The sequence below is a fragment of the Synergistaceae bacterium genome, assembly GCA_012728235.1.
Lineage (GTDB): Bacteria > Synergistota > Synergistia > Synergistales > Synergistaceae > JAAYFL01.
The window spans coordinates 1-20672 of record JAAYFL010000070.1; the positions used below are offsets into that span (position 1 = coordinate 1).

The window sequence follows — 20672 nt, forward strand, 5'->3', positions numbered from 1 at the left end:
CTGTAGCTCAGCTGGATAGAGCAACTGCCTTCTAAGCAGTAGGCCGGGAGTTCGAGTCTCTCCAGGCGCGCCACTTTATTCGTTTGGTGAGTGTAGCTCAATTGGTTAGAGTACCGGACTGTGGCTCCGGATGTTGCGGGTTCGATCCCCGTCACTCACCCCACTTTTGTTTATATGATGGATCGTTAGCTCAATAGGCAGAGCACCTGACTCTTAATCAGGGGGTTACAGGTTCGATTCCTGTACGATCCACCATCTTAATATCAAATAATGAAATTATAAAAAAATCCGGTGATTCCGGGTTTTTTGTTTTACTATTAATGTCATTAGTATAAATTCTCTAAAAATAACCCTTAAGAAGAGAATAAGTAGGGGGAACAAACATTTTCCCTATTGCTATTGTTGCTAAAATTCTTAAAGCAAGGTAAAATCTTTCTTGCCTTAGACAATCTAATGCGGGAGTGGCGGAACTGGTAGACGCGCAGGACTTAGGATCCTGTGCCTTCGGCGTAGGGGTTCAAGTCCCCTCTCCCGCACCAATCAAACCAAATTATCCTTTCATTTATATCTACCTATATCATTAATATAAAATAAGATTAGTAAGATTGTTTTACTCTCATGTTAAGCATGTGGCTTGTGTTAAATGTCACGAGCTAGTGCGTGTTTTATACTATAATATTTCTATAAAGACTATGCGCTCTGACAAAAATATAATAAAACGAATTTTTAATAAGCAGACTTTTTAGATTATAGTAATAACAGGGAGGAATTAACATGTCCTTTACAATCATTCAACAAGATATTACAAAGTTAAAAGTAGATGCCATTGTAAACGCCGCCAATAGTGAATTGAAAATGGGAGGCGGAGTATGTGGCGCAATATTTAAAGCAGCTGGAGCCAAAAATCTTCAGGCTGCGTGTGACAAACTATCTCCTGTAAAGACAGGTGAGGCTGTGATTACACCTGGATTTAGTCTCCCCGCTAATTATGTTATACATGCTGTCGGACCTGTCTATCAAGAGCAATATAAGGAACAAAATAGGGAAGAGCTTTTTTCTGCGTACACAAACTCATTGAAAAGAGCGATAGAAAATAAATGCGAGTCCGTAGCATTTCCTCTAATCTCTAGCGGGATCTATGGTTATCCCAAGGACGAGGCTTTAAAAGTGGCAACTTCTGCAATTAAAAACTTTATAGGAAAACATGATATTGATGTAACGTTAGTTGTTTTTGACAAGTCTACATTTGTTATAAGTCGTGAATTGTACGGGGCTATTGCAAGTTATATTGATGAACATTATATTGATACTCACACTGATGATCGTAGAGTTTTACTTGACGTTGAACGAGAAGCAATCTACAGATCTGATAATAAAGACGTTAAATATAATCAGTTAATTTCTAAAAAAAATCGACCGTCATACATTGCACCAGAAGTTCATATTGATGACTTTGTCGAAAATCTAGAAGAATCATTTTCACAAATGTTACTAAAAATGATTGACAACAAAAAAACAACAGACGTTGCTGTATATAAACGTGCCAATATTGACCGTAAGTTGTTTTCTAAAATTAGAAGTAATAAAAACTATAAACCAAGCAAACGCACAGTTATATCTCTCGCAATAGGACTGGAATTATCTCTCAATGAAACTGATAGGTTACTAAAGAGAGCAGGCTATGCACTTTCACATGCAGCAATATTTGATGTCATAATTGAATATTTTATTTTAAACAAGGAGTATGATATTTTCGCGATAAATCAAGTGTTGTTTGAATATGACCAAGTGCTCTTGGGTTCTTGACTTAAAAAGGGTTAAAAGAAAAACATGGTCATAGTATCTCTTTAATTAGTCAACAGCTTCTATTTGTCGCCTTTAGAGCGACCAATTTTTTATATGCAAAGATATCCTTAAGTTATAAAAAAGCTTAAGGAGGAATTGCAATGAAAAAAAATATGACAGAACTGGTTTTTATACTCGATAAAAGTGGTTCTATGAGTGGATTAGAAAAAGACACCATTGGTGGATACAACTCAATGCTTACCAAACAGCAAGCCATAGAAGGAGACTGTCGTATTACTACTGTGCTATTCAACCATAACTACGAACTTCTTCACGATAGAATAGACATTAGGGCTGTTGGTTCTATTACTCTGGAAGAGTATAAAGTCGGTGGCTCAACCGCTCTTCTTGATGCAATCGGTAAGACAATTCAAAAGATAAGCAACGTTTAGAAGCATACTGCAGAGGACTATTCTGCTGAAAAAGTAATGTTTGTGATTATCACAGATGGAGAAGAAAACTCCAGTCGAAAGTACTCCGTAGGGGAAATAAAGACAGCGATAGAGCGTCAAAAAACTAAATACGGATGGGAGTTTGTGTTTCTAGGTGCAAATATAGATGCTATAGAAACAGCGGATAACTTCGGTATCGCTGCTGACAGAGCTATAGATTATATTGCTGACAGTGAGGGGACAAAGTTAAATTATAAGGTAATGGAACGTACAGTAACTTCATTTCGTGAATCCGGAGCCATTACCGAGGATTTATTTGATGAAATCCGTATGGATGTAAAGCGTCGTGGAGGTCGAAAATAATGTTAGGTGCAATCGTAGGCGATATAGTCGGTTCGGTATATGAATGGCATAATATAAAAACAAAAACCTTTCCACTCTTTCGAGAAGATTGTTTCTTCACAGATGACACTGTAATGACTATTGCAACAGCAGAGGCCCTTATGAATGGCGGAAGTTCTGATGATTTTATAGATGCATACAAAAAATGGGGACGTCTTTATCCTAACTCAGGTTATGGTTCTCGTTTTGGGAATTGGATCCACTCTGATGAACGTAACCCGTACAATTCTTGGGGGAATGGGTCAGCTATGCGCGTTTCGCCTTGTGCGGAATATGCGTTTAAAACTCTGTATCCAGGTGAATACCCTGAAAATAGTATTGTAAATGCAACGAGTCTGGCTAAAAAATCTGCAGCTGTTACACATAACCATTCGGAAGGTATAAAAGGGGCAGAAGCGACAGCTTACTGTATTATGATGTCTTACGGTTATGGTTTACAGGCAGCGAAAAAACATATCCGCGAAGATATTCCTCGTTTATTTTCTTACAACCTGACCGAAACACTTGATGAAATTCGCCCAACATATAAATTTAACGAGAGTTCTCAAGACACAGTTCCGCAGGCTATTGTTGCGTTTCTGGAATCTTCTTCCTTTGAAGATGCCATTAGAAACGCAATTTCCTTGGGAGGAGATAGTGACACCCTTGCAGCTATTACAGGTAGTATTGCAGAGGCTGCCTATGGTGTGTCGGAAGAAATAAAAAATAAAGCAATGTCTTTTCTAGACAAACCATTAATTGAGGTTTATGAGAAATGGAATGTTTTTCTAGAAAAAATACAAAAAAACATTTTTAAAATATAGATAAAAATCAAGCTAATATAAAGCTAGGCTAACTTATGCCATGTTTTTATGCTAGAATAAACTATCAGAAATTAAAATAGAGAGTGATTTTTTTGAAGAAAATACTCAGAGCGTTTATTCTTTTTTTTCTATTTATGATGTTAACTTCTAGAGCTTCTTTTGCTATGTCAGTAATAGAGTTTTATGATTTTGCCAAAAAATATACTAATATCAATGCATTTGCTGTTACCGTTCAAAGTGCTCATGAGACGGGTAACTGGACAAGTCCCTTGTGGAAAGAGGCGTATAATGGCCTTGGGATAAAAGCTCATCCTAACTGGATAAAAGCTGGTAGACCATATGTTGCGAAATCAAGCAGAGAAGCAAGAGGCAATTCTTATTATTTAAAAGTATCAAATTTTAGGAAATACAACAGCACAAATCAATTCCTTGATGACTTCGTAAAGAAAATAAACTCAGAGTATCCACTGTGCGCAAAAAACTACGATAATATATGGGGATATTATGCCGGGCTATATCAAGGTAAATATGGGAAATGGGCTACAGATCACAAATATTTTGAAATTCTCGTTAAAAAATCGATTAGAACAGCACCGGTTATTTTCGACGAATTATGGGAAGATAGATTGCTATCAGACTATAATACTGCTTTATATCGAGGGTTGCTACAACCATGGCAAAAGCGTATAGTTGAGACACAGCTGCAATCGGTTGGAATTCTATAAGTTGTAAAAATAAATATTCATTTGATTGAGGGTGACTCTTATCTATACCACAGAGATAAAATGTGTTTCCGTGCCTTTGGGGGATATGTTCAAAAAATACTATGATCCTGAGCGTTTTTTATCCTATTGTAAAGAATGCCCAAGTTACGGCAGGGTGTGGTCTTGTCCGCCTGGAGTACCTTTGACCACTGAATATCTAAAGGGATACAACACGATACACCTGGTTGCTGTTAAGGTCATTTATGATGATGAGACTCTAAAGAAAGCTCAATCTCTACAACCAGATGAACTAGATAAATTAATGGGTGACTCCTATGGCAAAGTAAAAGAAGCCATGCGCGAAACCCTTTTAGCTATAAGAAACAGAACTGAACCTTCAATTGCCATAGCTGCCGGAGAATGCAAGATATGCGAAACATGTGCGAGAGTCGAAAATCAACCCTGTAGATTTCCAGAGAGATTGCTTTATTCTTTCTCAGCTTTAGGTTTTGACTTAGCAAAAGTTTCTTCAGATATTTTAGGAATACCCATATTATGGGAGAACAAAGGTTTACCTAAATATATAGTTGCACTTGCCGCTTTGGTAACTAAATAGAAAATAGGGAAGAGTTTTTTAATGCAGACATTGTATAAAGTCTGCATTAATTTTTAAAAAATCATATTAACAAAAATATCAAATTATAAAGACTCAAGAATCTCATTATATTTTGGGTATTATGGGTGATGAAATGATACAGGGTATAGGAATAGATTTGTGCGACATAACAAGAATTGAGAAAGCCCTTAAACACAAAGGCTTTAAAGAACGTGTCTTCTCAGAAGAAGAAATTGAGTATGCTGAATCTAAAGCAATGCCTGCAAGACATTTTGCGGCATCATTTGCTGCAAAAGAAGCAATGGCTAAAGCGACAGGATGGGGAATAATTGGTTTAGGTTTAAATTCTCTTTATGTGAGACGTACAAAAAACGGACCGAAGTTTATTTTTAGTGAAGAAACAGCAGAGAAACTCTATAAATTTAATATTTCTAATGTTCTCTTATCTATCTCTCATGAGGGCGATATGGCAGTCGCCATGGTGGTTTTAGAGAAAAGAAATGCGTAAATTCTATTATCCCTCAGACATAAGAAATGCTGATACAAGGGCTATTGAAGAGTTCCATTTTTCTTCCACCGAATTAATGGATAGTGCCGGAAAAAACGCTGCAGAAATAATAATTAAACGATTTTCCAACGAAAAGAAAATAGTAATACTCTGTGGCCCAGGAAATAATGGTGGAGACGGCTTTGTAGTAGCAAAACATCTCCTTATGTCAAAAAGAGAAGTTTGTGTCATAACTGCAATACAGTTAGAAGAGTACAAAAGAGATGCTAAAAAGAAGTTAGAAGAACTTATAAATCTCAATTTAAATGACATTGTTGTTAAAGCTTCTATTGATATCAAAGACGAACAAATATCAGAAATTGTTTGCGAATCTGATTTATGTGTAGATGCTCTATTGGGAACAGGAACGAGTGGTTCCCCACGCAAAGAGGTATTGCGCTTGATAAAACTAATTCCACCGAGAACTAGAGTAGTATCTTTAGATATTCCTTCGGGTATAGAACCTTTTTCTGGCGAAGTATCAAATAATTGCATCAAATCAGAAATAACAATAACTTTTCTTGCTCCCAAAACCGGCATGTCTCTACTTCCCGCAAGGAATATGTGCGGAGAAATAATAACAGTAGACATTGGTATATCACACAAAGAACTATTAACAGCAGTGAATTGTCTTTCATCTTATACTAGAGACGATTTAGAAAATTTTATTCCTGCCGTTTCTAGAGATATACATAAGGGGGATAGAGGTGCAGTCCTTATATTAGGTGGCAGTATGAATTATAGAGGGGCCCCTCTATTTTCAGCACGTGCAGCACTTAGATCTGGAGCTGGCCTAGTTGTATTGGCTGTACCAGACTTTATGATAAGCAGTACAGCGGCAATTTTGCCGGAAGCCATACTAGTACCGCTTAAAACAAAAGCAGACATGATTATTCCTGATCTTGTTCCTGAAGCTCTGTCATTTTGGAAAGAAAAATGTGATGTCGCAGTATTTGGTCCGGGAATCGGGAGATATTCATCCGTGAAAGAACTATTAAGCTGGTTTTGGAATAAATGGGAGAAACCTCTTATAGTGGACGCAGATGCTCTTTCATTTATAGAAAGAGAATTATTGCCCTACAAATCAAACATAATAATTACTCCTCATGCGGCAGAAGCTGCGTCTATATTAAAATGTTCTGTAGAAGAAGTAAATAATGCAAGGCTTAACACTTCTTTAGAATTGGCTAAAATCTCTGGAGTGGCGTTACTAAAGGGTATGGACACTATTATTTCAAAAAACAAGTCTCTCGGTTTAATAAGAGAAGGATCTCCTTCTCTTGCTGTGCCAGGTTCAGGGGACGTTTTGAATGGAGCAATTGCTGCATTTTGTGCAAAAGGGAAAGATGTATTTGAATCAACTATAGCTGGGGCATTGCTTCACGCTGTTGCTGGTGCAAACATAGAGACAAAAAAGGGTATAACAGGAATTCTTGCAAGGGAAATAGCTGATGAATTACAAAGTGTTATCAACATCTAAGTCTTTAATAAATGTCATTTCTTCAGAAGAGAGTGAGGCCGTCGGCTATTTACTCGGAAAAAACCTAAATCCTGGATTTACGGTGTTACTTTATGGTACTCTTGGCGCTGGAAAAACGCAGCTAACAAAAGGAATAGGAAGGGCGCTTGGAGTAAAGAACATCAAAAGTCCATCATTCATTATAGTTTCAGAGCATGAATCTCATCCACCACTTATCCATGTAGATTTATACCGCTTAGAAAAAGAAATAGAGGTAGATTTCTTGGATTTAGAAAATTACATAGAACAGGAATGCATTCTTATTGTCGAGTGGGCAGAAAAATGGAATACTTTATTTAAAAAAGATGCGTTTAAAATAAAAATTGAAAAAAACAGTAAAAGTGATGATGGTCGGCAAATCACAATAGAAGCAATAGGTGATGCCGCCATAAGAATATTAGCCCGAATAAATTTAGCCTTAGAAGAGGTCAATAAATAATGATAGTTCTTGGGATTGATTGTGCTACAAAAAACACGAATATTGGTTTGATACAAGATAAAGAAGTATTAGGAGAATTTTCAGAAGAACTCGGTAGAAAACAAGCACAGAAACTTCCGTTTATAGTTGAAGATCTTCTTACTAAAGCATCAGTTAGTTTAAATGATATTAACTATATTTCGGTAACAAATGGCCCTGGATATTACACAGGCATCAGAACAGGGATAGCTTATTCAGGAGCCTTGGGAGAGGCTCTGGGAATAAAAATAATACCCATCTCAACAATGTTGTCATTTGTATATGATTTACGAAAAGAATACCGATATCTAGCCCCTGTAATTAAGGCAAGGCAACTAAGCTTATATTGTGCACTATATAAATTTAATGATGAAAATATAGAGGAGATAATAAAGCCCTCATTCTGTAAGGCTAAAGATTTTGCCATAAGATTGAAAGATTTTGAGCAAGCAGTGATAGTAGGAAGTGATAGAGAGCTTTACGTAGATATAGACCAACTACCACATAGGCATCTTAATCGAGTATCTGGGCCCGGCAGAAATATAGCTATTTTAGGCTCTGTGATGTTAAAGAAAGCTGTAAACTCGGAGGAATTAAAGGGTAACTATTTACGCGCTCCGGATATTGGAGCGTCTATAGGATAAATAGCTAAATATAAAAAACATTCTATATAATTTATATAAGGGTGATTATATTGTCGAAAAAATTTGAAGTATCAATAGAAGAGAAATGGTGCAAGGGATGTGGACTTTGTGTCTATTCCTGCCCACGTGGAGTGCTTGAACTTAACGAAATCTCAAAATGTGCTGTTATTAACCCGGAGGACTGTATAGGCTGTTTACAGTGTGAAAATATTTGTCCGGACTTGGCAATAACAGTAAAGGAGCAATAATATGTCGAAAATAGATTTCTGGCAGGGTAATAAAGCAGTCGCCATGGGGGGCCTTATGGCAGGTTGTTCTTTTTTTGCTGGTTATCCTATTACACCTTCAACCGAAATAATGGAAATTATGTCGGAAGAGTTGCCTAAGATTGGCGGGAAATTTATCCAGATGGAAGATGAAATAGCTGGTATTGCCGCTGCGTTAGGTGCCTCCATTGCTGGGAAAAAAGCAATGACCGCGAGCTCTGGCCCTGGAATTTCTCTTAAACAAGAATTATTGGGATATGCATATATGGCTGAAATACCTGTTGTAGTCGTCAATGTGCAGAGAGGAGGACCTTCTACGGGGCTTCCTACGATGGCTTCACAAGGCGATGTTATGCAGGCGAAGTGGGGAACTCACGGAGATCACGCGACCATTGCTTATGCTCCTTCTTCTGTGCAAGAATGTTACACAATGACAATAAGGGCCTTTAATATGTCTGAACGCTTTAGACAGCCGGTTTTTATACTCTCTGATGAAGTTATCGGTCACATGAGGGAAAATATAAATATACCTAAATCGAATTCAATTGAAATTATAAACAGAAAAAAACCTAACTTAGATCCCAGTTGCTTTGTGCCATATAAAGCAGAAAATGATGAGATTCCCCCTATGCCCGCATTTGGTGATGGCTATAGATGGCATTTGACGGGATTAACGAGTGATGATTTTGGATTTCCAACAAATAAAACAAATGAGATTGAAAGAAAAGCTAAGAGAATAATTTCTAAAGTTGAAAATGTTCGAGAAGAAATAGTTGAATATAATGAGGAGAATATGGAAGATGCAGAAGTTGCTATCGTTTCATATGGAAGTGTATCCCGTTCCTCATTACGTGCGGTTCGCAATCTAAGGGAAAACAGAATCAAAGTAGGACATTTTCGTCCCTTAACTCTGTGGCCCTTTCCAACATTACAAATAAGGCAGATTTCCAAAAAAGTAAAATACTTAATAGTCCCTGAATTAAATGCAGGTCAAATGGTTATGGAAGTAGAGAGAGTTGCTGATAGTAGATGTAATGTAATTGGTAAAAGTCTTTTAAACGGGAATCTATACAAACCCGAAGAAATAATAAATTTTGTAAAAGAGGTGCTTTAACTATGCCTCGTGAAGAAATAAAAAACCTATTAAGAAAACAATATTTCCCTCATATTTGGTGTCCAGGATGTGGTCATGGAATTATTATGCATGCCTTGTTGCGTGCAATAGTAGATTTGAAAATTCCAAAAGAAAATCTTTGTATATCATCAGGTATAGGATGTTCAAGTCGTTTGCCTGGCTATATAGATGCTTGTACTCTGCACACAGCACATGGACGTTCTTTGGCATTTGCAACTGGGGTAAAAATGGCAAATCCGGAGCTTACTATAGTAGATGTTATGGGGGATGGCGACGCCACTGCTATCGGGGGCAATCATTTTATACATGCCTGTCGACGTAACATCGGCATCACAGCAGTAGTTATGAATAATAACGTGTATGGTATGACAGGTGGGCAAGCTTCTCCTACTACACCGGAGGGTTTTTTTGCAACTACAGCTCCTTATGGTGCCATCGACCCGTCCTTTGATATTTGCAAGCTTGCTATAGCCGCTGGAGCAACTTATGTTGCCCGTGCCACAGTTGCTCAGCCTGTACTATGCAATCAATTACTCAAAAAAGCAATAGAACATCAGAAATACGGTTTTTCTGTCGTAGAAATAGTTACATATTGTCACACGCAGTTCGGTAGAAAAAATAAAAGAGGCAAAGCCGTTGACAATATAAAATACTTAAAAGATGTTTCAGTTATGAAAAGTAAGGCGGACGAAATGGCGAATGAAGAGCTTTTAGGTAAAATTGTAATAGGAGAGTTTTCCAACATAAAAGATACAATCGAATATACAAAGAGATATGATCAAGTAATTTTTCAAGCAAAAGAGGAAAAATAATGGATAAAAATAAACGTTATGAAGTTAGAATAGCTGGGACTGGCGGACAGGGTGTAATTCTAGCTGCAATGATACTAGGAAAAGCTGCCGCAGTTTACTCAAAAGACATGTTTGTTGTTCAAACACAATCTTATGGCCCAGAAGCAAGAGGAGGAGCATCTAAAGCAGAGGTGGTATTTGACAAAACTGAGATAGACTACCCCAAAGTAATAGCCCCAAATTTACAAATTATTCTTGCTCAGCAAGCATGTGATGTGTATATAGGAGACTCAGCGCAAAACGCCACCATTATTTTAGATGACTTTTATATAAAAAACCCACCCAAACTTAATGCAAGTATCTATTTGCTGCCGATAGTAAAAACTGCCCGAGAAGAACTAAAAAGAGAAGTCGTAGTAAACATGATTTCATTGGGTGCTGCGGCCAAAGTGTTGGAGCAACAAAAGCTTTTAACGATAGAGTCAATAAAACAATCAATACAGACACTTGTTCCTAGAGGAACAGAAGATTTTAATATAAAAGCGTTTAACTTGGGTTATGAGCTCATGTCAAAGCAATGAAAATATAATAAGAAAAGTTCAAAAAAAGTTTAAACTTCTTTCTTTACTTGGGCAAAATCATATTATTTGCTTGTGTTATAGTGTATAAATGAAAAAGAGAGATCAGATAAAACTAACGATTGACGATATCAACAACAATGGAGAAGGCATTGTCAGGCTCGGCGACAAACGCTTTGTTTTGTTTATTAATGATGCCTTACCAGGAGAAGAAGTAACTTGTGAAATTACAAGTATAAAGAAAAACTACGGAACCGCAACAGTAATTAATAAACATACCGATTCTCCAAATCGCATCAATCCTCAATGTCTTTCTTATGGAGCTTGTGGAGGCTGTCAGCTACAACACATTAATTACCAAACTCAACTTAATTTGAAAAATCAAACAATATACGACGCGATGAAAAGAATCGCAAAAATGCCATCTCCTGAAGTCAATGCTTGTATCCCATCCCCTTCACAATGGCAGTATAGAAATAAAATAACTCTGCCAGTACAAACAAGTCAGAATATAAAATTAATAACTGGCTACTATAGAAAAAGAAGCAATGATATTGTTCCTTTTCAGCACTGTCCTGTTCTACTCAAAAACTTAGAAAAAAATACACATATACTTATTGAAGAACTAATTAAAGGTGAATTTTATGGATGGGATACAAGTAAAAATAATGTTATTAACTTTATAAGACATATAGTCTTGAGAGAGGCAGAATTTTCAAAAAGCAATCTTTCTGCAATTATCGGTGGTAGAATGCCACGAAAAAATGAGTATTTAAAACTAAGACAAATTATAAATAGTCACTCTCAGTTTTTTAATGGAATTCAATTTAATAAAAACTCTTCAAAAAGCAATTTTATATGGGGTAATCATTTTTCGACTATAGGTGGAGAATCTGTAATGGAGGAAACATTGGGAGAGTTTAAGTTCCAATTTGAAATTTCTTCATTTTTTCAGATAAATTCTAAACAGGCAATAAATCTTTATCAATACGCATCAAATCTAATCGCTGAAAATGCAGGGGAAAACGTGCTTGAGTTATATTCGGGAGTAGGGACACTAACAGCATTTCTTTCAAAGAAAGCAAAACAGGTAACCGCAGTGGAGGAGTGGCCTCAAGCCTCTAAATACCTTAATATTAATATGAGATTGAATGATATTAATAATGTTACTGCATTTGCGGGGAAAGCTGAGGATGTCTCAGAGTCACTTTTACATAAAAAATATGACACAGTTGTCCTTGATCCACCCAGGTCGGGCTGTGATAACAGGGTAATAGCGTCAATTTTGAAGATGGCTCCAAACAAAATTGTGTATGTGTCATGTGCTCCTGCCACACTGGCAAGAGACATAAAAGGATTTATATCAAATGGCTATACAGTGAAATCAATCCAACCATTCGATATGTTCCCACAGACAGGGCATGTTGAGAGTGTGGTTTTACTGGAACATTAAGAAAGTTAAACACCGCAATAATAAAATATGAATTTAATTATCTAGTATAAAACGAAATGAACAAAAAAATTGTGATGTATTAATAACATTTTCTAACTCGTACAGAACGATTTTTAAGATAAGTCTAAAATAATAAATAAAACTTTGTTGGTTTATTATCTGAGGTGATGGGATGCGAAAGATAGGCTCTTTTTATTCTTCGGAAATAAATGAATTTTTGAGAAAATCAAATGACGAAATTCTTGGAATTATAAGCAAAAATGATGCATCTTCTGATACTACGTTACAACAAAAAAATACTTGGGCTGAAGAAATTTCAATCTTAAAAAATCAATTATCAGTATTTAGCAAAGCAAGAATAATATTTGAATATGTAATACCAAGAATGGGAAAACGCATAGATGTGGTACTCCTTTTAGATGGCATAGTTTTCCTCCTGGAGTTTAAATGCGGGGATGATCGGTATAGAGCTTCCACTTATGATCAAATATACGATTATGCTCTCGATCTTCGAAACTTTCATAAGGAAAGTCATGATAAATTACTAGTACCAATTATGATTTCCACTAAAGCGGAAGTTAAAGCATTTGATTTTAAAGTAAAAGATAAAATCGCTGAGCCAATTAAATGTAACACAACAAATATATCTTCCAGGGTACAGCACATTACAAGCCTATGTAAAGAAGCACCCTTTGACTACTTGTCTTGGGAGAATTCTGAATATTTGCCAACGCCTACTATCATAGAAGCAGCGCAAGCTTTGTATAGAGGGCATAATGTTGATGATATAACGCGAAATGATGCAGGAGCAAAAAACCTTACTTTAACAACAACTGAAATAATGAAACTTATTGAACATAGCAAATCAAACCAAAAAAAATCTATTTGTTTTATAACAGGAATACCTGGGGCAGGTAAGACATTAGTTGGTCTAAATGTTGCTATTCAGCGTTCGAATGCTGGGGTTGGAGAACACGCGGTATTTTTATCCGGCAATTATCCCCTAGTTTCGGTTCTGCAGGAAGCACTAGCACGAGATAAAGTTGCACAGGCAAAAATGGAAAATAAAAAAATATCGAAAAAGGATGCCCTGCGCAGGACATCAGCGTTCATACAGATTATACATAAGTATCGTGATACCTTCATAGGCAATGATAATATACCTCCAGAGAAAATCGCGATATTTGATGAGGCTCAAAGAGCCTGGAGTAAAGAACAAATGAAAAAATTCATGTGCTCTAAGAAAGGTGTATCTGATTTTGATTATAGTGAGCCAGAGTTTTTAATCAGTACTATGAATAGACATAAAGGATGGGCAGTTATCATATGTCTTGTCGGTGGTGGACAGGAAATAAATGTAGGAGAAGCAGGATTGCCAGAATGGTTTAGTGCGCTGAGACATAGGTTTTCTAATTGGGATGTATATATATCTCCAGAACTAAATGATGAAGAATATAAAAGAAATTATTCATGGGATAAAATGCTTGAAGGATTAAATGTATATAAGACGAAAAAGCTGCATTTAGCAACTTCAATGCGCTCGTTTCGTACTCCTGACTTGCCTTTATTTATCAAAGCTCTACTCGATGTAAATATTAAAGAGGCAAGGAGGTTAATATTAGGTATTAAAGACAAATATCCTATTTTACTAACTCGAGATTTTAATGAAGCAAAAAAATGGGTGAGAGAACAAAGTAAAGGAACAACGCGTTATGGGTTACTTGCAAGTAGTGGTTCTGTGCGCTTAAAGCCTGAAGGTATATTTGTAAAGAATAAAATTTCCGTGGAAAATTGGTTTTTAAATGGGAAAAATGATGTGCGTTCCAGTTATTATTTAGAAGACGTCGTTACTGAATTTGATATTCAAGGGCTTGAGCTTGATTATTCTATAGTCGCCTGGGATGCAGATTTTCGCTTTGAAAATGATAGATGGCACTATCTTAATTTTTCAGGTACGCGTTGGAATAATATACAGTCAATGGACAGAAAAATCTACTTAAAAAACTCATATAGGGTACTGTTGACTAGAGCACGCCAAGGTGTGATCATATACATTCCTAAAGGATGTGACCTTGATGACACGCGTAAATGTAGTTTTTATGATGGGACATATAACTATTTAAAAAAGCTTGGTATTCATGAAATATAAAAACTTGCAATATTAAGGCGTAATGGTGACGAATAATACATTAAATTTTGCGCTTACTGAAGGTAGCTGTCTCCATAAAAATAATAAATGTTAGAAAAAGCATAATTAGTATAAAATTTAGTTATTAATGTTTTTCTAAAAACCAAGCTGTTTGACAAGACTAAAAATAAACAATACTATAAACTTGTCTTAGCAAGTAGAAATGAAGAAGTATTGAGGTTTCAAATAAACACTTTAGTTGTTGTTTTTTCAAATCCCTTGCGTTTCACCAAAATATTTGCGAGGGTTTTTTTATTGTAAGTCATTATAAAATCCTTAAAATCAACAGAAAATGGAGGTGGAAGAATGGACGTGGATAGTAGCGGCATAAATCCTGATGGGTTAGATCGAAGTTTAATAAGTTGCCTGCATAAGGATTGCTTGCTCATGTCCGCATTCAGTTCTTCTGCTGAACTTTAAACTTTATTCCCCCGGTTTATGTCTTGCTTCCAAATAGCAACCCGACAATGAGTCGAAAGTGACAAGGAGGTACAGACAAATGAAAGAAAGAATCAAAAAATTAACAACTGCTCAGATTACAGCGAATATTTTAAAACCTAATGAAACTAACAGTAGATTACGAGAGATTTCCACTCTCGACACAGATGATGTTTTGACTGCTCTTAACACCTCCTTTAAGGGGCATAACGAAGATGAAGTAGAAGAGATGCGCGATCTTTACGGATCTAATAAGGTGACACACGGCAAAAAAAAGTCTCTTTTAAAAAGAATTTTTGAAGTTTTTGTTGACCCTTTTATAGCTATTCTCTTTACTTTAGCCCTAGTTTCCTTTGTAACAGACGTACTGTTAGTTGATGTAGGAGAAAAGAATTACACTACAGTTATCATCATTTTAACAATGGTTTTGATTAGCGGAGCTCTTCGTTTTGTACAAGAAACACGTGGTGGCAATGCAGCGGAACGATTGATTGAAATGGTAAAGATAACTACTGCTATAGAACGGCAAGAGACAGGCAGAGAAGAAATACCACTAGAAGATGTTGTGGTTGGAGACATTGTTTATCTCGCAGCCGGAGACTTAGTTCCAGCGGACGTTCGAGTTCTGAGGGCAAAGGACCTTTTCTTAAGTCAATCTTCATTAACAGGTGAAAGTGAGCCTGTTGAAAAAATCCCAAAAGTTATAAAAGAAGGAGAATATGACACTCTTACTGAATACCATAATCTAGCTTTTATGGGAAGTACAGTAGTTAGTGGTGCAGCTACATGTGTAGTAGTAGCAACGGGAGATAGTACTCTTTTTGGTTCAATCGCAAAAAGCATTGTAACTAAGCCCATTCAAACAAGTTTTGAAAAAGGTGTCAACGCTGTATCCTGGGTACTAATAAGATTCATGTTAGTTATGGTCCCTCTTGTATTCTTCATTAACGGATTTACAAAGGGAGACTGGCTTGGGGCATTGTTATTTGCCATATCCGTGGCGGTTGGACTGACACCTGAAATGTTGCCTATGATTGTGACAACGTGTCTTGCAAAAGGTGCAGTAGCCATGTCCAAGAAAAAAACGATAATTAAAAACCTTAATTCAATACAGAATTTAGGTTCAATGGATGTTTTATGTACAGATAAAACCGGAACTTTGACTCAAGACAAGGTCGTTCTTGAGTACCATCTAGATATACACGGCAAAAAAGATGCACGTGTTTTACGACACGCATTTCTAAACAGCTACTATCAAACTGGATTAAAAAACTTGATGGACCTATCGATAATAGATTGTACAGAGAAAGAAAGTGAGGATGAACCTTCCTTACAGGGGCTCTCTACCTACTACAACAAGATAGACGAAATTCCTTTTGATTTTACACGACGTCGTATGAGTGTGGTGGTAGCAGATAAAAACGGAAAAACACAGATGATAACAAAAGGTGCTGTGGAAGAAATGCTTTCCATCTGTACTTATGCAGAATATAAAGGAAAGGTTGAACCTTTAACAGACGCAATAAAAGAGCATATTTTGGCAACCATGGCAGATCTTAACGATGACGGTATGAGGGTTATAGCCGTAGCCCAAAAAACGAACCCTTCCCCTGCCGGAGCATTTTCTGTATTAGATGAATCGGATATGGTTTTAATGGGATATCTTGCGTTTCTTGACCCGCCGAAGGAGACGACTGCAGCAGCAATAAAGGCTCTTAATGATCATGGAGTGGCTGTGAAAATTCTCACCGGAGACAATGACAGAGTTACATTAAGCATTTGTGACAAAGTGGGACTTGAGGTAGACAATATATTGCTAGGTTCGGATGTAGAAAATATGACAACGGACGAACTGAAGCAAAGTATTGAAACTACCAATGTTTTTGCCAAACTTTCTCCCCAACAGAAAGCCACTATAGTCTCTTTGTTAAGGGAGAATGGTCATGTGGTAGGGTACATGGGAGACGGCATAAATGATGCTCCTGCAATGAAAGCGTCAGATGTGGGTAATTCTGGTGACACTGCAGTTGATATAGCGAAAGAATCTGCACACGTAGTTCTTCTTAAAAAAGATTTAATGGTGTTAGAAAGCGGCATTATTGAGGGAAGAAAAACTTATGCCAACATGATTAAGTATATCAAAATTACGGCTAGCTCTAATTTTGGAAATATATTTTCAATACTGATTGCCAGTGCCTTTCTTCCATTTTTGCCCATGGCTTCAATTCATTTGATATTACTCAATTTGATTTACGATATAACCTGTACTGCCATGCCATGGGATAATGTTGATAAAGAATATGTAATGACACCAAGGAGATGGGATCCTTCTTCTATAACGAAGTTTATGATCTGGTTAGGGCCAACTAGTTCTGTATTTGATATTACAACCTACCTACTGTTATATTTTATAATATGCCCCGCAATGACAGGCGGGCTGCTATTTCATCAGCTAACAGATCCTGCTTTACAAGCTTACTATATAGCACTATTTCAAGCCGGATGGTTTATTGAGTCTATGTGGAGTCAGGTGCTCGTAATTCATATGATAAGAACACCTAAGATCCCATTTATACAGAGTAGAGCATCTTTCCCTGTGTTTGGGCTTACTTTTGCTGGAACTATACTCCTAACAATTATTCCTTTTACAGCACTAGGTTCAGCAATCGGACTTGCTCCATTGCCCCCAATCTATTTTTTCTGGCTAGCTTTAACCGTAGCTTGCTACATGGCTCTTACAACTGTATTTAAAAAAATATATGTAAAAAGATATGGTGAATTACTGTAGAATTTATAATATGAAAAACTCAGAAACAACAGGAAAAACACAACAAGCATCTCACATACTTTGTCGAGGTGCTTGTTTTTATATGTCAGTTATATCTAAATATTTTGTGTATAATTAGATACAAAGTGATAGTAGATGTAATTCGCCAAAAAAAGATAAAAGATGTACTATATAATAATTATGTAAGGTTTATAAATTGAAATAAAGCTACTTATGTCTAGCCAATTGTTTTGTATAAGATAAGAGTCTAATTTTCATTAAGAAAGTCTATTTTTATAAATAAGAAAGAGGTTTTTTGGATGAAGCAAACAGATTTACTTATTATTGGAGGTAGTGCTGGCGGGATTTTAAGTGCTACGATGGCACGAAAAGCATATGGCAATATCGATATTACTCTTATACGGGAAACAAAAACTGTTATGGTACCCTGTGGCATTCCCTATATTTATGGCACATTACGCAGCACTCAAAAGAACATAATTCCAGATAAGGCTCTACAAGATGCCAATGTAAACTTAATTATTGATACCGTAACAAAAATTGATAAAGAAAATAGAACAGCAACCACCAAAACAGGAGAAACCTATACTTTTAAAAAACTTATTCTTGCGACCGGTTCACTGCCAATTATTCCATCTTTTATTCCTGGATACGATTTGAAAAATGTGTTTGCAGTATACAAGAACCAAAAATACTTAGATGATTTGCTAGGAAAAGTTGATAAAGCAGAAAATATAGCAGTAATAGGCGGAGGATTCATTGGTATAGAATTTGCAGAACAGATAAGTATGCTTGGGAAAAAAGTAACTCTTCTAGAGATGGCGGATGCGTGCTTATGGCAGGCTTTCGACAAAGACTTTACAGACGATATAGAAAATATAATGAGAGAAAAGGGCATTTCCGTTCTAACCAATACAAAGGTAAAGAAAATATTAGGAAATGGCTCAGTAGAAGCTCTTGAACTAGAAAATGGTGAAAAAGTGGCAGCAGATTTAGTTATTCTAGGGCTTGGAGTTAAACCTAATAGCAAATTGGCAGAAGAATCAGGAATCAATGTAAATAAAAATGGTGCTATTGTTGTGGATCAGTACACCAGAACAAGTGATCCTAATATTTTTGCGGTAGGCGATTGCGCAGAAAAGAAATGTTTCTTTACAAATAAGGATGTGTCAGTTCTGCTCGCTTCTACAGCTGCAATGGAAGCAAAAATAGCAGGATGCAATGTATTTCAACTTAGACTTGTAAGAGCGAATAAAGGCACAATTAGCACATTTTCAACGCAGATTTTTGGAAAAACTTTTACAGCAGCAGGTTTAACTGAAGCCAGCGCAAAGAAAGAAGGCTTTGCAATTCATACAGGCGTCTTTACGACAATGGATCGTCATCCAGGTTCGCTTCCCGGAACGCAAAAGGTGAATATCAAGTTAATATTCTCGAAATGTTCCGGAGTTATACTTGGCGCACAAATTTCAGGAGGAGATTCTGTAGGCGAAATGATTAACATATTGAGCCTAGCAATTCAGAAGGGTCTTACTGCAACAGAATTAAATACATTCCAAGTTGCAACGCATCCACTCGTGTCTGCGTCACCTATAGCTTATCCTATAAACGCGGCAGCTATGAATGCTGTTGCACATAGTTGCAACCACTTAAACGAGGGGCTAAAAATTTAAAATATAAATTGGAAAAAGAATGGAATCTCTTTTATTAAAATGCAGCTCCTGAATTAAGGGCTGCATTTTAAGTATTTTTACATTTGTATTTAATTTAATATTAGTTAATACTGCATTAGAAATGTAATATTTATTAAAAGTAGAAGGAGAGCATGAAATATGATAGAAAAAGTTTTTAAAATGACAACTGGCAACGAAAAAACAATTGAGCCTGTTATTCAAGACGAACTATTGCACTATATGCATATGATATTAAATAAAGACGAGGCACTTCCCGTTCATTTTTCAAACTCAAACGTATACATGACTGTTTTGAGAGGGACCTTATCCATAGCTTTGGGAGAGCAAGAAACCCATGAGTATTCTTCTCACACCATATTGAAAATTCCTGAAGGAACCAAGATGAACGTAAGAAATTTATATGATGAGACTTTAGAAATAACGGTTGTAAAAGTTCCTGCGCCATAATAGACATTAGTAAGATAGAGCTTTACAAGCTGAATAATAGTTAAACAAGCTAAAATTTGTAAGAGGGGATGACAATCTGTCATCCCCTCTTTTTTTTTGTGAATTACGGATGTAATTTAAATTGACATCTGAGCATTATCATTTAGTATTAATATATAAATGACATATGTCAATAACAGGGGTGATAGATATGCTAAGAAAAGATGGTACAGGGCCACATGGACGAGGGACAATGAGCGGTCGAGGCATGTTTTTTTGTGTGAAAGAAATTGAAGAAGATAGCCCTAATATGCAAAATGAATTTATGCGTGAAAGGAAATTTTGGTCTGGGAGGGGACGATGTAGATTTCGTAACCATTCAAATTTAGAAGAAGAAACAGCGAATAGAGAAATAAGACGTGTTCTTTTGAATCGTTTATATCAAAAATAGAAAAAAATTATAGAAATTAAAAGTAACACCAAATTTTAATGCCATTTATGAAAGGAAGTGATGTCACTGCCAAGGCCTATAAAATTCAGAAAAATATGTTCTCTCCCGAAGAAGAACCGTTTTGGCCCTCTCGGAAAAACGGGTGAGACAGCTGAGGTTGTGCTTTTAACGTTAGATGAATATGAGGCTTTAAGACTAATTGATCTTGAACGTCTAACTCAAGAAGAATGCGCTCAGAGAATGAATGTGGCAAGAACTACTGTGCAAGGGATATATACAGAGGCAAGAAAAAAGATGACAGATTCTTTGGTAAATGGCAAGACTCTCATCATACAAGGCGGGCAATATGAAATGTGTGATGGAAAAGATAAAATTTGTAGGCGCAGACGTTGTTGTAATAAAATAAATACTGAAATAGATGAAATTTAGGAGGACATATTATGAGAATAGCAATTCCTGCAGATAAAAACGATTTAAATTCAAAGGTCTCCCTTTCTTTTGGCAGAGCCCCCTTTTTTGCAATTTATAACACTGA

At 36.3% G+C, this 20672-nt stretch carries 20 protein-coding genes, 3 tRNA genes and 1 pseudogene; all 24 read left to right on the forward strand.

What is annotated here, in order from left to right; all coding sequences use genetic code 11:
- Positions 1 to 86 precede the first annotated feature (86 nt).
- Positions 87 to 163 (forward strand) — tRNA-His (locus tag GXZ13_05165).
- 16 nt (positions 164 to 179) lie between these two features.
- Positions 180 to 255 (forward strand) — tRNA-Lys (locus tag GXZ13_05170).
- A 200-nt stretch (positions 256 to 455) separates the two neighbouring features.
- Positions 456 to 539, forward strand: a tRNA-Leu gene (locus tag GXZ13_05175).
- Positions 540 to 774: 235 nt separating this feature from the next.
- The gene (locus tag GXZ13_05180; protein ID NLX75207.1) at positions 775 to 1806 is read left to right on the forward strand and encodes a macro domain-containing protein; all 1032 of its coding nucleotides are present in this window, start codon (positions 775 to 777) and stop codon (positions 1804 to 1806) included.
- Between the two features lie 140 nt (positions 1807 to 1946).
- Positions 1947 to 2600 (forward strand): annotated as a pseudogene (locus GXZ13_05185) (VWA domain-containing protein).
- Positions 2600 to 3442, forward strand: coding sequence for an ADP-ribosylglycohydrolase family protein (locus GXZ13_05190; protein ID NLX75208.1), 843 nt, complete (start codon positions 2600 to 2602; stop codon positions 3440 to 3442). The pseudogene GXZ13_05185 and the gene GXZ13_05190 overlap by 1 nt, the downstream one beginning before the upstream one ends.
- Before the next feature lie 92 nt (positions 3443 to 3534).
- Positions 3535 to 4167 carry a glucosaminidase domain-containing protein gene (locus GXZ13_05195; protein NLX75209.1) on the forward strand — a complete coding sequence of 211 codons (633 nt, stop codon included), beginning with the start codon at positions 3535 to 3537 and terminating at the stop codon, positions 4165 to 4167.
- An 85-nt stretch (positions 4168 to 4252) separates the two neighbouring features.
- Entirely contained in the window at positions 4253 to 4762 is a 510-nt protein-coding gene (locus GXZ13_05200) for a hypothetical protein (GenBank protein ID NLX75210.1), read from the forward strand.
- 133 nt (positions 4763 to 4895) lie between these two features.
- Positions 4896 to 5270: a holo-ACP synthase gene (acpS, locus tag GXZ13_05205; protein ID NLX75211.1), complete on the forward strand. Its 375-nt coding sequence runs from the start codon at positions 4896 to 4898 to the stop codon at positions 5268 to 5270.
- The gene (locus GXZ13_05210; protein ID NLX75212.1) at positions 5263 to 6789 is read left to right on the forward strand and encodes an NAD(P)H-hydrate dehydratase; all 1527 of its coding nucleotides are present in this window, start codon (positions 5263 to 5265) and stop codon (positions 6787 to 6789) included. Before acpS ends, GXZ13_05210 begins: the two co-directional genes overlap by 8 nt.
- Positions 6761 to 7267, forward strand: coding sequence for a tRNA (adenosine(37)-N6)-threonylcarbamoyltransferase complex ATPase subunit type 1 TsaE (gene tsaE / locus GXZ13_05215; protein ID NLX75213.1), 507 nt, complete (start codon positions 6761 to 6763; stop codon positions 7265 to 7267). Before GXZ13_05210 ends, tsaE begins: the two co-directional genes overlap by 29 nt.
- A complete protein-coding gene (gene tsaB, locus GXZ13_05220; protein ID NLX75214.1) occupies positions 7267 to 7929 on the forward strand; it encodes a tRNA (adenosine(37)-N6)-threonylcarbamoyltransferase complex dimerization subunit type 1 TsaB in 663 nt (220 codons plus the stop codon). The genes tsaE and tsaB overlap by 1 nt, the downstream gene beginning before the upstream one ends.
- A gap of 50 nt (positions 7930 to 7979) precedes the next feature.
- A complete protein-coding gene (locus tag GXZ13_05225; protein NLX75215.1) occupies positions 7980 to 8177 on the forward strand; it encodes a 4Fe-4S binding protein in 198 nt (65 codons plus the stop codon).
- Position 8178: 1 nt separating this feature from the next.
- On the forward strand, positions 8179 to 9309 hold the full coding sequence (locus GXZ13_05230) for a 2-oxoacid:acceptor oxidoreductase subunit alpha (GenBank protein ID NLX75216.1): 1131 nt from the start codon (positions 8179 to 8181) through the stop codon (positions 9307 to 9309).
- 2 nt (positions 9310 to 9311) lie between these two features.
- The gene (locus GXZ13_05235) at positions 9312 to 10142 is read left to right on the forward strand and encodes a 2-oxoacid:ferredoxin oxidoreductase subunit beta (protein ID NLX75217.1); all 831 of its coding nucleotides are present in this window, start codon (positions 9312 to 9314) and stop codon (positions 10140 to 10142) included.
- Positions 10142 to 10702, forward strand: coding sequence for a 2-oxoacid:ferredoxin oxidoreductase subunit gamma (locus tag GXZ13_05240; GenBank protein NLX75218.1), 561 nt, complete (start codon positions 10142 to 10144; stop codon positions 10700 to 10702). The genes GXZ13_05235 and GXZ13_05240 overlap by 1 nt, the downstream gene beginning before the upstream one ends.
- An 88-nt stretch (positions 10703 to 10790) precedes the next feature.
- Positions 10791 to 12152 carry a 23S rRNA (uracil(1939)-C(5))-methyltransferase RlmD gene (rlmD, locus tag GXZ13_05245; GenBank protein NLX75219.1) on the forward strand — a complete coding sequence of 454 codons (1362 nt, stop codon included), beginning with the start codon at positions 10791 to 10793 and terminating at the stop codon, positions 12150 to 12152.
- Positions 12153 to 12324: 172 nt separating this feature from the next.
- Positions 12325 to 14301: a DUF2075 domain-containing protein gene (locus GXZ13_05250; protein ID NLX75220.1), complete on the forward strand. Its 1977-nt coding sequence runs from the start codon at positions 12325 to 12327 to the stop codon at positions 14299 to 14301.
- Positions 14302 to 14839: 538 nt separating this feature from the next.
- A complete protein-coding gene (gene mgtA / locus GXZ13_05255) occupies positions 14840 to 17566 on the forward strand; it encodes a magnesium-translocating P-type ATPase (GenBank protein ID NLX75221.1) in 2727 nt (908 codons plus the stop codon).
- Between the two features lie 299 nt (positions 17567 to 17865).
- Positions 17866 to 19239 carry an FAD-dependent oxidoreductase gene (locus GXZ13_05260; protein NLX75222.1) on the forward strand — a complete coding sequence of 458 codons (1374 nt, stop codon included), beginning with the start codon at positions 17866 to 17868 and terminating at the stop codon, positions 19237 to 19239.
- Between the two features lie 159 nt (positions 19240 to 19398).
- Entirely contained in the window at positions 19399 to 19707 is a 309-nt protein-coding gene (locus GXZ13_05265; protein NLX75223.1) for a hypothetical protein, read from the forward strand.
- 190 nt (positions 19708 to 19897) lie between these two features.
- A complete protein-coding gene (locus tag GXZ13_05270; protein ID NLX75224.1) occupies positions 19898 to 20137 on the forward strand; it encodes a DUF5320 domain-containing protein in 240 nt (79 codons plus the stop codon).
- 66 nt (positions 20138 to 20203) lie between these two features.
- Positions 20204 to 20566, forward strand: a complete 363-nt coding sequence (locus GXZ13_05275; protein ID NLX75225.1) for a DUF134 domain-containing protein — start codon at positions 20204 to 20206, stop codon at positions 20564 to 20566.
- 11 nt (positions 20567 to 20577) lie between these two features.
- A partial coding sequence (locus GXZ13_05280; GenBank protein NLX75226.1) for a dinitrogenase iron-molybdenum cofactor biosynthesis protein occupies positions 20578 to 20672 on the forward strand: 95 nt, incomplete at its 3' end.